12 protein-coding genes are annotated in these 12,569 nt (G+C 42.9%); 5 read left to right on the top strand and 7 right to left on the bottom strand.

The genetic code is table 11. The annotated features are described in order from the left end of the window. Positions 1–13: 13 nt before the first annotated feature. Positions 14–1,093 carry a mechanosensitive ion channel family protein gene (locus tag L3V23_RS08795; protein WP_180980393.1) on the bottom strand — a complete coding sequence of 360 codons (1,080 nt, stop codon included), beginning with the start codon at positions 1,091–1,093 and terminating at the stop codon, positions 14–16. A gap of 211 nt (positions 1,094–1,304) precedes the next feature. Here L3V23_RS08795 and L3V23_RS08790 point away from each other — a divergent pair, with 211 nt between their 5' ends. Next, on the top strand, positions 1,305–1,967 hold the full coding sequence (locus L3V23_RS08790; protein ID WP_042485535.1) for a TrkA family potassium uptake protein: 663 nt from the start codon (positions 1,305–1,307) through the stop codon (positions 1,965–1,967). Next, positions 1,964–3,331 (top strand): TrkH family potassium uptake protein, encoded by a 1,368-nt coding sequence (locus L3V23_RS08785; RefSeq protein ID WP_102962424.1) that lies wholly within the window; start codon positions 1,964–1,966, stop codon positions 3,329–3,331. Before L3V23_RS08790 ends, L3V23_RS08785 begins: the two co-directional genes overlap by 4 nt. On the opposite strand, the gene L3V23_RS08780 is transcribed toward L3V23_RS08785, so the two are convergent. Then, positions 3,328–3,762, bottom strand: a complete 435-nt coding sequence (locus tag L3V23_RS08780) for a DUF2850 domain-containing protein (protein WP_042485539.1) — start codon at positions 3,760–3,762, stop codon at positions 3,328–3,330. The two genes, L3V23_RS08785 and L3V23_RS08780, sit on opposite strands and share 4 nt — an antisense overlap. A gap of 349 nt (positions 3,763–4,111) precedes the next feature. Here L3V23_RS08780 and L3V23_RS08775 point away from each other — a divergent pair, with 349 nt between their 5' ends. Continuing rightward, positions 4,112–4,393, top strand: a complete 282-nt coding sequence (locus L3V23_RS08775; protein WP_042485543.1) for a pyrimidine/purine nucleoside phosphorylase — start codon at positions 4,112–4,114, stop codon at positions 4,391–4,393. 158 nt (positions 4,394–4,551) lie between these two features. Here the strand turns inward: L3V23_RS08775 and L3V23_RS08770 are convergent, their stop codons facing one another. After that, the gene (locus L3V23_RS08770) at positions 4,552–5,400 is read right to left on the bottom strand and encodes a pirin family protein (RefSeq protein ID WP_042485544.1); all 849 of its coding nucleotides are present in this window, start codon (positions 5,398–5,400) and stop codon (positions 4,552–4,554) included. Between the two features lie 216 nt (positions 5,401–5,616). On the opposite strand from L3V23_RS08770, the gene L3V23_RS08765 reads away from it, so the two are divergent. Beyond that, positions 5,617–5,910 carry a hypothetical protein gene (locus L3V23_RS08765; RefSeq protein ID WP_042485547.1) on the top strand — a complete coding sequence of 98 codons (294 nt, stop codon included), beginning with the start codon at positions 5,617–5,619 and terminating at the stop codon, positions 5,908–5,910. Here L3V23_RS08765 and L3V23_RS08760 read toward each other — a convergent pair. From L3V23_RS08760 to L3V23_RS08750, 3 genes are all read right to left on the bottom strand, one after another. After that, entirely contained in the window at positions 5,891–7,060 is a 1,170-nt protein-coding gene (locus tag L3V23_RS08760; RefSeq protein WP_102953675.1) for a GGDEF domain-containing protein, read from the bottom strand. The genes L3V23_RS08765 and L3V23_RS08760 overlap by 20 nt on opposite strands. Before the next feature lie 297 nt (positions 7,061–7,357). After that, positions 7,358–8,467, bottom strand: coding sequence for a DUF3541 domain-containing protein (locus L3V23_RS08755; protein ID WP_102965188.1), 1,110 nt, complete (start codon positions 8,465–8,467; stop codon positions 7,358–7,360). A 100-nt stretch (positions 8,468–8,567) separates the two neighbouring features. Beyond that, entirely contained in the window at positions 8,568–9,173 is a 606-nt protein-coding gene (locus L3V23_RS08750) for an alpha-ketoglutarate-dependent dioxygenase AlkB (RefSeq protein WP_102965189.1), read from the bottom strand. A gap of 150 nt (positions 9,174–9,323) precedes the next feature. Between L3V23_RS08750 and L3V23_RS08745 the strand changes: the two genes are divergently transcribed. Continuing rightward, the gene (locus L3V23_RS08745) at positions 9,324–10,682 is read left to right on the top strand and encodes a diguanylate cyclase (protein ID WP_102965190.1); all 1,359 of its coding nucleotides are present in this window, start codon (positions 9,324–9,326) and stop codon (positions 10,680–10,682) included. Positions 10,683–10,988: 306 nt separating this feature from the next. On the opposite strand, the gene L3V23_RS08740 is transcribed toward L3V23_RS08745, so the two are convergent. Further along, the gene (locus tag L3V23_RS08740) at positions 10,989–12,524 is read right to left on the bottom strand and encodes a DUF3612 domain-containing protein (RefSeq protein ID WP_102965191.1); all 1,536 of its coding nucleotides are present in this window, start codon (positions 12,522–12,524) and stop codon (positions 10,989–10,991) included. Positions 12,525–12,569: the final 45 nt, after the last annotated feature.

Raw genomic sequence — 12,569 nt, 5'->3', positions numbered from 1 at the left:
TATTGGTTAATGATCATTCGTCGAACAAAGGCGCTTCTTTCGGCTCAATCATGAGTGTGCGAGTTGGGTAGGCGATATCCGCACCATTTTGATGAATGATATCCATCACTTTCAGCATCACGTCCTGTTTCACTTCGTGAAAACGAACCCAGTTAATGGTTTCCGTGAAGGTATAGATAAAGAAATCGAGGGATGAAGCGCCAAATGCATTGAAATTAACTATTAAGGTTTGCTGCGCATCGATATCTTCGTGGTTTTCTAACATTTCACGAACTTGAGCCACAATCGTTGCCATCTTATCGGCATCTTGATAACGCAAACCGATGGTTTCATAGATGCGGCGGTTCTTCATGCGTGACGGGTTTTCAACAATAATGTTGCTGAATACAGAGTTCGGTACATACAGTGGTCGTTTGTCGAATGTACGTATGATGGTCATACGCCAACCAATACGCTCAACAGTGCCTTCAATTTCGCGGTCTGGAGAGCGAATCCATTCTCCTACTTTGAAAGGGCGATCGAAGTAAATCATCAGCCCGCCAAAGAAGTTCGAAAGTAGATCTTTTGCCGCAAGACCGACGATCAAACCACCTACACCACCAAAGGTTAGTAAGCCTCGTAAGCTCACACCCAGCGTTTGCATCACCGTGAGTAAACCTATCGTCAAGATGATGAGACGAGCCACTTTACTCGCGGCTTGTATGGTTGTTTCATCACGACTCTTGTCTTGAAGGAGGTATTGCTCGATATTGATGGCTAAGCGAATCAGAACCCAAATGAAAACAGCTGCCAGCATGAGCTTTTTACTTGTTGCTAACCAACTGAATTTACTTTGAATGTTATCATCCAGCAGCAATCCGAGAGATATGGTTGCAGGCCAGCACCAAATCAAAGTACTGATTGGGGTTTTTAAGGCATGTAGTATTAAGTCGTCCCAGTGAAACTTGGTTTTTTCACTGATATTGGATAGGTGGTTATAAACGAATCGCCAAATCACCCAAGCAATTAAACTTGCTAACGTGATGAAAATTACGCTGTTATCCCAGCCTTTGAGGTACTGTGAAGTTTGAAGCTGTGTTAATAATTCGTTCATAACCATCCAAATTTGATGTCATTTTTCTCATCTAAATTAACAGAAAGTGGGTTTGTTCTCTAGATTATGTGAGTTAAGTGGCGAATTTTTAAAGGCATTCTATGCTAACTAAAAAGTCGTCCAATAGTATTCAACAAGTTTGGTAATGGTTTAATTTGTTTGGTTAGCGCCAATAGCGCAGAGTAACCCTTTGAGTCAGTAAGGCCATAAAATGAAAATTCGTGATAAGCAATTTGCCGTTATCGGCTTAGGGCGTTTTGGTTTATCGGTTTGCCAAGAGTTGGCAGACGCTGGTGCACAAGTGCTGGCTGTTGATGTAAATGAAGACAAAGTCAAAGCTGCAACGCAGTTTGTCACTCAAGCGGTTGTCGCTAACTGTACGCTTGAAGATACCGCGGAAGAGTTAAAGCTCAGTGACTACGACATGGTGATGATTTCAATCGGTGAGGATGTGAATGCATCGATTCTTACCACGCTTGTGATGAAAGAGTCGGGTGTGAAGTCTGTTTGGGTAAAAGCGAACGACAAGTTTCACGCTAAGATTCTGCAAAAAATTGGCGCTGACCACATCATTATGCCCGAGCGCGATATGGGTGTTCGCGTTGCTCGCAAGATGTTGGATAAGCGAGTCTTAGAATTTCAGGAGTTAGGCAGCAATCTTGCCATGACCGAAGTGGTGATTGGTTCTCGCTTGATGGGTAAAACTCTTGGGCAACTGAGTTTATGTCAGAATGATGAGATTCAGGTTCTAGGCTTTAAACGTGGCCCAGAAATCATCAAAAATCCCGACCTTGATAAAGTGATGGAAATTGGGGACATGCTAATTGTCGCCGGCCCTAAAGACGTATTAATGGCTAAGTTGAAATCTTTATGAGTCTATTTCGCAGCGGTGTTTTCTATCCTCTAGATAAAAAACATAATGAAAAGAAAAGTTCTGAGCCGAAGATTATCTTGCTCAGCTTCCTTTGGGTTCTGATACCTTCCGCTATTTTGCTGACTCTCCCTGTCTTTTCTGTTTCCGGCTTAAGCTTTGCCGATGCGCTGTTCACCGCAACTTCGGCAATCAGTGTGACCGGTCTTGGTGTGGTTGATACAGGGCAACACTTTACCTTAGCGGGCAAAATTCTGTTGATGGCGTTAATGCAAGTTGGTGGGCTGGGGCAGATGACTCTGTCTGCGGTACTTCTGTATCTATTCGGTGTGCGCCTGAGCTTGTACCAACAGGCGTTGGCGAAAGATGCGTTGGGACAAGATCGAGCTATCAACCTACGCAGACTTGTGACCAGAATCATCACATTTGCTTTAATCGCAGAATTTATCGGGTTTGTGATTCTATCGTTTCGCTGGGTTCCCGAGTTAGGGTGGTCAACAGGGCTGTTTTACGCGCTTTTTCATGCCATATCAGCGTTTAATAACGCCGGTTTCTCCTTGTTTTCGGACAGCATGATGGGCTATGTGGGCGATCCTTTAGTGATTATTACTCTTGCCAGTTTATTTATCTTTGGCGGGTTGGGATTCACTGTTGTTGGTGATGTCTGGACGAATTGGCGTAAAGGCTTACATCGACTGAGTTTGCATACCAAAATAATGCTAACTGCAACGCCGACCTTGTTGTTTATAGGCACCGTGTTGTTCTGGTTGTTAGAACGGCACAATCCAAACACCATGCAAAATCTGGATTTAGAATCGCAATGGTTAGCGGCTTTTTTCCAGTCTGCAACCGCTCGAACCGCAGGTTTTAACAGTGTCGATTTAGCTCAATATACTCGTCCGGCATTGCTGGTGATGATCATTTTGATGCTTATTGGTGCGGGTTCCACATCAACGGGAGGCGGGATTAAAGTCTCGACTTTTGCTGTAGCGTTTGTCGCTACGTGGTCGTTTTTACGTCAGAAGAGACATGTAGTGATGTTCCGACGTACAGTTAACTGGCCAACGGTAACTAAGGCATTAGCGATTATTGTTGTCAGTGGTGCACTACTGACCATTGCTATGTTTCTATTAATGATTACTGAAAAAAATGCCAGCTTTGATCATATCTTGTTTGAAACGATTTCAGCTTTTGCCACCGTCGGGCTGTCAACAGGGTTAACGGCTGAACTTTCTGAAGCGGGTAAATACATTATGGTGGTAGTGATGATCATTGGTCGTATCGGGCCGCTAACATTGGCGTATATGCTTGCGACACCACAGCCAACGCTCTTGAAATATCCGGAAGATACAGTGTTGACTGGTTAGTTCTGATCGAAGTGACTGGTGATTGCGCTGCGTCGCGTTTCCGCTGCACTTTCTGAATCAACGGTATCTTCAAAGCCTTGTTTAATAAAACGTTGGATTGGAGATGCCGGCTGAATTCGCTTTAATTGTGGCGAGTTCTCTGTTCCGGCCAACGCATAAACAGAACGGCCTTTCCCCGTTTCTATCTTGATGTTTTTACCATCATATTCAAAACTTGTGCTGATTAAGCGGTGATTGCGGAACACACCTTGGTCACTCAATGTGAGTACTTCAGTACGATAGCCTGGTGCGTTAATTTCAATCCAAGAGCCATATACTTGGGATGGATTGGTATAAGCTTGGTAGCCAAAGTAAATGAGTGCCCCACACAGCAAAGCTGCGACGCCTAAGGTAGTGGCAAATACTGACTTAAATAATGCTTCTTTTGACATATGATTCTTAGGATCAACCGATCCTTACGACTCCGACTGCTTGTTCATTTTGTAAGTTCATTCTTACGGCTTGCTAAAAGTACCATCAAATAGCATGAGTTTGAAAGTGTGTGAACGGATTTCGCTTTTTCACTATTGTGGTTGGCGTGTATTACAGCACAGACAATAACCAAAAGTCACAACGTGGGTGACCAAGTGTGACACGTGAATGCGAGCTGGGTGACGCGCTTATTTATAATTCAATAAAAATAATCTGGGTATTTTGCGTCTTGAATCAAAACAGGTAATGCGTTAAAACAATACGCTGTCGCTGGATCAAGCATCAATTGATAATTTACAAGGAAGAACGATGATTAAGGAAAACACTTATTTTGAAGGCTCTGTTAAGTCTTTAGGTTTTACGCACGCAGATAAAGATGTCACTGTCGGAGTTATGTTGCCGGGAAGTTACACGTTTAGTACGGGTAACCCAGAATGTATGACAGTGGTAAAAGGCGCTCTCACAATTAAGCGAATTGGTGACAAAGACTGGACCACTTTTGAAAGTGGTGACGCATTTGAAGTGGCGGGCAATGCTTCATTTGAAGTCAAAGTTGACACTGATACTGCTTATCTGTGCGAATACTTATAATCAGAAAAAGCCACACTAGTTAAATCACTAGTGTGGCAAAGCAAAAAGGAATGGGCAGTGGATTATTCTCTTTTTGTTTGGGCGCTCGTTGCTTACAACACAAATTGCGGTAACCAACGAGCCATCGAAAAACCAAAGCAGTCTTTCAAATTGAATCATTAATAGGTTTGGAATAAGCCTGAGTTGTAATCATTAATCGCTTGTTCAATTTCTTGAATTGAGTTCATTACAAATGGGCCATAGTGAACCACAGGTTCATTGATTGGTTCGCCGCTGAAAATCAACACACCACTCGTATCGTTCGCCGTCATAGAAAATGATTCCCCGCTAGACAGTAACGCAAACTCGCCTTGCATTAGAACTCGTTCACCCACTTTAATACTGCCTTTGTAGGCGTAAAGCATAACATTGTGATGCTTAGGTGTTTGCAGTGTAACTGCACTGCCAGCATTTGTTTGCCAATCAGCAACCGTAGCTGGTACACCCGTTCTGGTCAGTGGGCCTTGCAAATCGGTACCATTAGCGGTGATATCACCTGCTAATACTCGCAATAAACCTAATTCTTCATCTCTGAATTCTGTAATGGTTTCAGGTTGGAAATCATGGTATTGCGCTGGTTTCATTTTGTCGCGCGCTGGCTGATTAATCCAAATTTGGAAACCGTGTAAATCGCCATCTTGCATAATAGGCATTTCACTATGGATCACACCTTGTCCTGCTGCCATCCATTGAGCGCCACCCGAGCGAAGCGAACCTACATTACCCATATGATCTTTATGCTCAAAATGGCCTTTTAGCATATAGGTCAGTGTTTCAATTCCGCGATGTGGGTGTGGAGGAAAGCCTCCGACATAATCTTTACGTTGGTCTGATTTAAGCTCATCCACCATCAAAAACGGAGAAAAAGAGGCGTTGTTGAAACCAGCTACGCGTTTGATTTTTACGCCATCACCGTCTGAAGTTGGTTGCGCTGGAATGATTTGGCGGATTTCACGTTGTGTACTCATAATTTTTATACCGTAACTTTATAGGGTAGATGAGGTCGGTTGACCTTTTGTTTCTATGCACGAATTGTAGTAGAGGATTAAACAAAGGATGAGAGGTGTTAGTCGAGGATGTCATTCAATAATTTCGAATGAGTGTTATATGGCCTCGCACTTTTCTAGTCGGTTTCACGTTTGGTCTATACTTTGATTGTAAGTGAAATGAACGAGGAGGTTGCAATGGCAGTTCTTCCTAAACATAACGACCAGAACCCTCGCTACGACCCTGATGACGACCTTACCGTCGATCAGTTACACAGATACACTCGTGCAGCAAATAAAGCACAGAAAAAGCGAGAGGCTATAGAAGAAAGCGAAGCGCCTTCTGTAATTGAAGTTGCTCGCAGAGCGCGTTTTGCTGAACAGAGAAAAGAAGCCAAACCGAAAACGGGTAAAAGAAGCTCGCATCAATATGCGATGTTTATGGTTCTTGTTGCGCTATTGGCGCTGGGGGTTATGTATTTAACTCAGTAGCTCTGTGTATCGGAGTGACTTTTCCATCTGGGTAGTTCAACAGCTGTGTTTGATAGTTACCGACATTTTGGTAGTAGCAGTATTGGTTTTTGCCATTGTGTTTGGCGGCATACATTGCTTTGTCAGCACAGCGGGTTAATTCTGAAAGGTTGTCTGCGTCTTGAGGGTAGAGTGCGGCACCCACGCTAATGGTTACATTACTAAGTAATTGTTTATCTTTGTATTTGCTATCAAAAAGATGGCATATCCGATACAGAATGTTATCGAGATCTTTTAGCGATTTCACATCATAAAGCAGTAATACAAACTCATCGCCAGCAAACCTCGCTATGGAGTAATCGACTTTGTGGGTTTCCCTGTCACGTGTACGGACGTTATTCTTGATTCGGTGTGCAAAGTTCTTAAGAATTTTGTCTCCCATTTCATGTCCATAACTGTCATTGATGTGTTTGAAATTATCAATATCCAGAAAAACTAATGCTGTAACTCTCCCGTCTTTGGGGATTTCTGATAGCTTCATTGTTGCCCAATTTTCAAAGCTCCAGCGATTAGCTAGACCTGTTAAATGATCTCGATAGGCGAGTTTTTCAATCCCTTCTAAGTAGAGTGAGGTGATGTAGTTTATGGCTTTGGAATAGAAGTAGGATGAAGTGTTACATACTGCGCACATGGCAATAAGGCTGATGAAAAAACGTTCAGCAGCTAGCATGTCACTGCTTACTAAGACAAGATGGCCGTAAATGGCGATGCCTGCCAATGTGCAGCAGGTACAACTAATGATCAATCCCACTACAAAGGTATTGATGAAGATAATTGCCGCAAGTATCGGATATACCCACAGTAGACGATTTTCTAGTTCTGCCCCATAGACAAAAACCATAAATGCCTGCGTCAACAACACTGAAGTGAGGATAACGTCTGTATATTTAGCGTCCTTTGCAATTAGCAGATAAATCAGATTAGTTGTTGTGACGAATAGACTAGCTACACACAGAAAACCAAAGATAAAGTTATTGTTCGTTAGATGGTGATAACCGTAAAGAGTAAAAACAATCATTGATAAAAGCGAACTTAATAATATTACTTTGTGTTTTCTGACTGAACTTATCTCCGCCATCTCCTTCAACTGATTTCCCATCAGTTTATTCATTATTAGAATCGTCCTAGATGCAAACCAACTCGGTTAAAGTCTAGGAGAAATAAATGGAAGCAAGGCCAAAAGAGTGAAAAATCTTGTGATGGCTTTCACTTTTCTAGCTAAACTTGGTTGTTTTAGCTCATCCTAAAGTTTGGGAAGGTCGCTACTCGCTGTCCAAATCTGTTTTATACATACATGAAATGGAAAATAAAAAGTACTTTGTTGAGCGGCTGAGTATGTGAAAAAAGGCGCAATAACTTGCGCCTTGGGTTGCTAGCTCTAAACCACTGCCTTGGGCGGTGGTGATTTTTATTTTGATACCAACCCGTATGGTAGGCTGGCAAATATTTGCGGCTGTTTTTCGATTGTTGGAATGGCGTTCACCTGTTGCCAGTCAAGTAACATAATAGCCAGCACATTGCGGTGTTCTCCATAACTCAAATCGAAATCACCGGAAGTGGAAGGAATCATGCCTTGATCGCGATTGATGGCATCTCTGATGTGCTGTCTGGTTTTTTCTACCACTGGGTCATTGTTTAGCCCTGCGAGAAGAAAAGATATCCCAACTTCCGCAATGATATCTTCTTTGGCCTTCAACAAAATCGTATCGATGTTGTTGCGAAAATAATCGTAGATCCATTGATACTCTGCTTCGGGGACAGCATGTTGATAGTACTGTGAATCAGCAAATATAATGTGTGTCATACCGTAGAGCTTATTGCCGAACTGTTGATTGGTGAGGTGTTCATCTTCACTGTCCGGATAGGTATTGCGGAAAGCTTCAATAAACGGCGCTACAACATCCTGCTCACCCAGTTGCTTCAGCCAGTACACCTGATTGGCGAGTTGCGCTGCCCACGCTTTGATCATGCCTTGGTCTGTCACATACTTGGTAAAGTCGTAACGACGAATAATTTCACGCAGTTTCGCATCTTGTTTGTGTTTTAAGCCATATTCATCAGCGCGAGCCATAGAGCCTAGGAGGCCAACACCCAAATAGAGGTATTCAGGATTGTGTTTGGTGACGGTATAGCGCAATTTTGATCGTTCATCTGTTTCGTCTAAGTAGCCGGTAAGCTTCTTTTGACTATGCATATAGATCTGTTCCGGAGTGTGAATTTCTTCTGCATAGCGGTTTAACCGACTCGCGACTCTAGCCAGATCACTCCATATCGCCGCTTGGTATTTTTCGTTGGAAGTTTGGCGATACATTCGCAGTGCATAGTGACCTTCCTTAAAAGCGGGCAATGTATAAAGCTGACTTTCGTAAGTATCTCGAATAACGTCGGCGAAATACTGATAGCTTTTTTCTTCTTGCTGAGTTTGAAGCTGTTTGGTTTCTGTGCAATTGGACAGAGCAGAAAGTAGAAGTAGTGAAGCACCGATACTAAACGCTATGTATTTCTTCCGTAATAACATGATGATTATGAAGTTGAAAAAATGATTGTCGCTAGTATCAATGGTGGCTAACCAATTTGTGTGAGCAATGAGTCAGTTGTATGTGAATTCCTAACGCAGTTTAACGGATGTGACGAAAAGTGAGATTAATGCGTTCTTCTTTGGGCTTTGCTGTTTTAGGAACGCTGTGCTGCCAGTAGTGTTGAGTTTCACCTGCCATAATCAATAAAGAACCGTGTCCAAGTTCGACTTCGTATTTCTCTTTGGTGGAGAGGTGACGCAAAACAAATCGGCGAGATTCACCCAGAGTAAGTGAGGCAATAACTGGATTGGTGCCCAACTCAGTTTCATTATCCTGATGCCAACCCATAGAGTCTTGTCCATCGCGATATAAATTGGCCAGCACAGAGTTGAAGGTATGTTTAGCGACGGCTTCACAACGAGATTTCAGTTCCAGCAGGGTAGGTGTCCATGGTTGAGGCTGCATAGATAATCCAGAGTAGGTGTAGGATTTGTCTCCATGCCAAGCCTGTAATCTGGGTTGTAGAACTTGTTTACCGAACAATTGGATCTTCTCTTGCTGCCAATCCAGTTCATTTCTGAGGTTGAGAAAACTTTGGTCTGCCTGTTGTTCCGATAGAAAATTGGGTGCATAAAATAGGCGCCCATTTTGCAGCTCTATCCAATTGTTGTCACTTTCGTTTAGGGGAAACAACGCAAATTCCATAAGTTATATCCATAATATTATTATTAAGATGTACGATTATTTGGCTTGGGATTGGTCAAACAGTATTACATTTAAAAGGCTCGTCGTCGTATCTACGTGCGACGTAATAATACTGTAGTTTTAATCACTGCACAGTTGAAGGAACGTTGCATGGGAGCTATCTCAGGCAAGCTATGGATAGTTAGAACGCTACTACTGACTTTTCTTTTGATTTTTGCTGGTTTGATTGAATCTTTCAATGTTAGCCAACGAAATTTCATGAGAGAAGGGCTGTACACTCGAGCTAAAGAAGAGCTGTTGTCGATTCGATTTCGTCTCGAGGCTTCTATTCTGTCCGACATATACGCTACCAATGGCCTACAGGCATTGGTCACATTGCGTCCAGATGCTGATATTGTTGATTGGCCTCAGGTCGCTGCGAGTGTGCTGCGTAAAGGGAAGCACGTTCAAGTTGTGGGTTTGGCGCCCAACGATGTCATTAAGTACATTTATCCGTTAGAAGGCAATCAAGCGGCTCTTGGCTTGGATTACAGAACGGTACCGCAACAGTGGGAATCCATAAATAAAGCCAGAGAAATCCAAGATATCTTCATTTCCGGACCGGTGAATCTAGTACAAGGTGGCAAAGCCATCGTAGCTCGCGTTCCAATCTTTACCGACCCGCCAATCAATAGCGAATATTGGGGGGTATGCAGCATTGTTATTAACTGGGATTCACTTTTTTCAGAATCAGGTGTTGAGACTTTCGGCTATTCCTACAATTTTGCTATTCGTGGCATTGAAAGTTCTGGAGATCAAGGTGACGTATTCTATGGTGAATTGAGTACTTTTGATAATGCGTTTGCAACAGAAGTAGTGAACTTTCCCTACGGAAGTTGGGTGATCGCAGCTTCAGAAAAGAGAGATTTCCTTGATCAGCTCCCTTGGTATCAAAGCAATATCATTCGTTTACAAGGTTACCCTTTCTTGCTGATATTGATAATTCTGGCATTCATCATTTATCGCCTTTACACAATTGCAAATGAACGCGCCATGTTTGACGAGCTGACCAAGTTACCAAACCGCCGTTATTTTATGTTCACACTACAACACTTTTTTGAGTTGGCAGAAAAATCGAAAGGGAAGAACAGCTTTGCCATTTTGAACATTGATTTGGATAAATTTAAATCCATCAATGATAAATACGGCCACGATGCGGGAGATAAAGTTCTTATTGCTTGTTCTGAGCGAATACTATCGGCGCTTCGCGCTTCGGATATTGTATCGAGAATGGGGGGAGATGAGTTCTTAATACTCCTACCGCGCATTAATCGGGTTTCAGATTTGGAGAGCATCAGCAAGAGCATAGAAAAGGCGATATCTGATTCTCCAGTTATTTACGATAAAACGCTTCTAAACATTCATGCCAGCGTTGGCTATACACTCTATCAGTCCAAATTTGTTGATATTGACGACATGCTCAAAGCGGCCGATGAAGCCATGTATGCTGTCAAGAATAGATTGGTTTAATCATTCGATTCTTACATCAATTTGCGTAACGTCTTACGTTGCAAATTGCAAAATTTCGCATTATGCAATTTCGTTATGACATTGGTTGTAATGAAACGGCATGTTTTATGTACTAAATGGGTTATTTTTGGTCAAAATAAAGTTGGCACACTATCTGCATTATGTAGTGTGATCCTTTTAAGCCAAGGATCACCTAGCCAACTGACGTTGTTAGTGAATTTATTTTGTTCACACATATCTATAGCCAATCACGGGCATTGTGATTGGCTTTTTTTTATCTGTTTTTTCATGTCGGAAGAAGAGATTTCATATCAAGTCTTCGTCTGAATCAGCGCATTTGGCATAACAGCTGGGTTTTCTAGGACACACTGCACCTCGTGAACAGATTAGCCTCGCATCTCCTTCAATACCTCTCTCAATCCAGTTTATATTGAGGATACGAGCGATAGTTCTTAAATCCTTTTTAATATGTGTTGGAATAATGGTTGTACCGCCTTGGCTGACACAAGAAGATTTCAACTCCTCCGCTATGGCGTTTGCATCTCCGCCCTGCGCCGCGATTGCTGGGTTTAAATCTACTCCGGCACAGAGCACGCGTGTATTTCCTGCAGCGTCTAACACGTTGATTGACTCACAGCAGTAGATTCTTGGTTCGTCACCCACATTGAGGATAGAGATCTGCGCGGAACTCCCTTCTTGAGGCTCGGCTAGACGTCTGAATACTGCCCAGTGCTGACAAGGGTCGTGAACCTTGCGCATGTTTCCCCAAGGCAGTGGAATACCATTACCGCGATAAACAGCTTTGAGTTTGCCCGGACCATAAGCATCAAAATAATGCCAGTGAGGGTATGGAGAAACCACCGTCATACGGCGCATCGCTACAGAAGGCGACACTCCCGCTTTCTTGTGCACATCGATTTCATAACCATTTCTATCCAGTAGCTGACGAAAAGGGACTTTCGGGCAAAGCAGTGCGCCAGCGAAAAAGCTGGATTCAAAATCACGCCATGCCTGAAGGATATCTTGAGAGTTAAGTTCAGAGCTGGACTGAGAATTAGGCTGCTCTTCCCAACGGTTTGAATGTCCGACCGACAAGACGTTTTTCAGCCCATCTTTGCTGTGCAGCACGTTATGACCGATATACACCGCTAAGTCGTATTTGAGGCGAGTCGGGTATTGTCGTAAGACTTCGTTGAGGTAAATGGTATCTGGTGGCTCAAAAAAAGAGGTAACGAGTTGCTTTGCGCTCACTCCAAGTTCATCAACAACGTCATGAGGTGTTCTCTTCACCCAGCGAATGTTGAGTCCTAAACTTTTGGCGATATCAAACAGGTCTTCAACCGCGAGATTAAGACGTTTCTGGCCTATCTCTTCTGCGGCTCTTTCTAAATCAGGGAAGTGGTTTTGTAGACTTTCCTGATGAGCTCGAATAAGCAAATGGGCGAACTGTTTGCCAGTTATCCCGGTTTGAGAAAGCATCTCTGGAATCGCAATCTGTAAAATATCGTTGGAAAACAAGAAGCTGGGCTCCAGAGCCATACCACTGATTCCACCTCGATTGCCTTTTTCTGGGGTGATGTCGGTTTGCTCGGGCTCATCATCAAGAAACCAAGCGGGATCTTTTTGGAAAACTTCCGCGATGACTTTCAACATTTCTACACTCGGAACACGCTTTCCCCTTTCAATCATTGAAAGGTAGGAAACCGAAGGCGCGTATTCTGAATTGATGCGAATACAGCGTGCAGAAAGATCTTCCATGGTTAAGTGGTTGCGTTTTCTCAGGTTTCTCACCTTGGTACCCAAAAAGTGAGATTGTCTAACTAAGCTTTTTGACACGGCCATTTTGTAAAATTCACATTGTAAAATTTTTGTTGTGAAATTGTATGT

The organism is Vibrio sp. A1-b2 (assembly GCF_021726015.1).
In the GTDB taxonomy this organism is placed as follows: Bacteria; Pseudomonadota; Gammaproteobacteria; order Enterobacterales; family Vibrionaceae; genus Vibrio; species Vibrio diazotrophicus.
The sequence above is the reverse complement of the archived record's forward strand: the minus strand, read 5'-3'. Positions and strand labels throughout refer to the sequence as shown.

What these genes read in the sequence shown, in the direction of transcription:
- L3V23_RS08795 (WP_180980393.1), bottom strand. Translation starts at nt 1,093, where the DNA reads ATGAACGAATTATTAACACAGCTTCAAACTTCACAGTACCTCAAAGGC.
- L3V23_RS08790 (WP_042485535.1), top strand. Translation starts at nt 1,305, where the DNA reads ATGAAAATTCGTGATAAGCAATTTGCCGTTATCGGCTTAGGGCGTTTT.
- L3V23_RS08785 (WP_102962424.1), top strand. Translation starts at nt 1,964, where the DNA reads ATGAGTCTATTTCGCAGCGGTGTTTTCTATCCTCTAGATAAAAAACAT.
- L3V23_RS08780 (WP_042485539.1), bottom strand. Translation starts at nt 3,762, where the DNA reads ATGTCAAAAGAAGCATTATTTAAGTCAGTATTTGCCACTACCTTAGGC.
- L3V23_RS08775 (WP_042485543.1), top strand. Translation starts at nt 4,112, where the DNA reads ATGATTAAGGAAAACACTTATTTTGAAGGCTCTGTTAAGTCTTTAGGT.
- L3V23_RS08770 (WP_042485544.1), bottom strand. Translation starts at nt 5,400, where the DNA reads ATGAGTACACAACGTGAAATCCGCCAAATCATTCCAGCGCAACCAACT.
- L3V23_RS08765 (WP_042485547.1), top strand. Translation starts at nt 5,617, where the DNA reads ATGGCAGTTCTTCCTAAACATAACGACCAGAACCCTCGCTACGACCCT.
- L3V23_RS08760 (WP_102953675.1), bottom strand. Translation starts at nt 7,060, where the DNA reads ATGAATAAACTGATGGGAAATCAGTTGAAGGAGATGGCGGAGATAAGT.
- L3V23_RS08755 (WP_102965188.1), bottom strand. Translation starts at nt 8,467, where the DNA reads ATGTTATTACGGAAGAAATACATAGCGTTTAGTATCGGTGCTTCACTA.
- L3V23_RS08750 (WP_102965189.1), bottom strand. Translation starts at nt 9,173, where the DNA reads ATGGAATTTGCGTTGTTTCCCCTAAACGAAAGTGACAACAATTGGATA.
- L3V23_RS08745 (WP_102965190.1), top strand. Translation starts at nt 9,324, where the DNA reads ATGGGAGCTATCTCAGGCAAGCTATGGATAGTTAGAACGCTACTACTG.
- L3V23_RS08740 (WP_102965191.1), bottom strand. Translation starts at nt 12,524, where the DNA reads ATGGCCGTGTCAAAAAGCTTAGTTAGACAATCTCACTTTTTGGGTACC.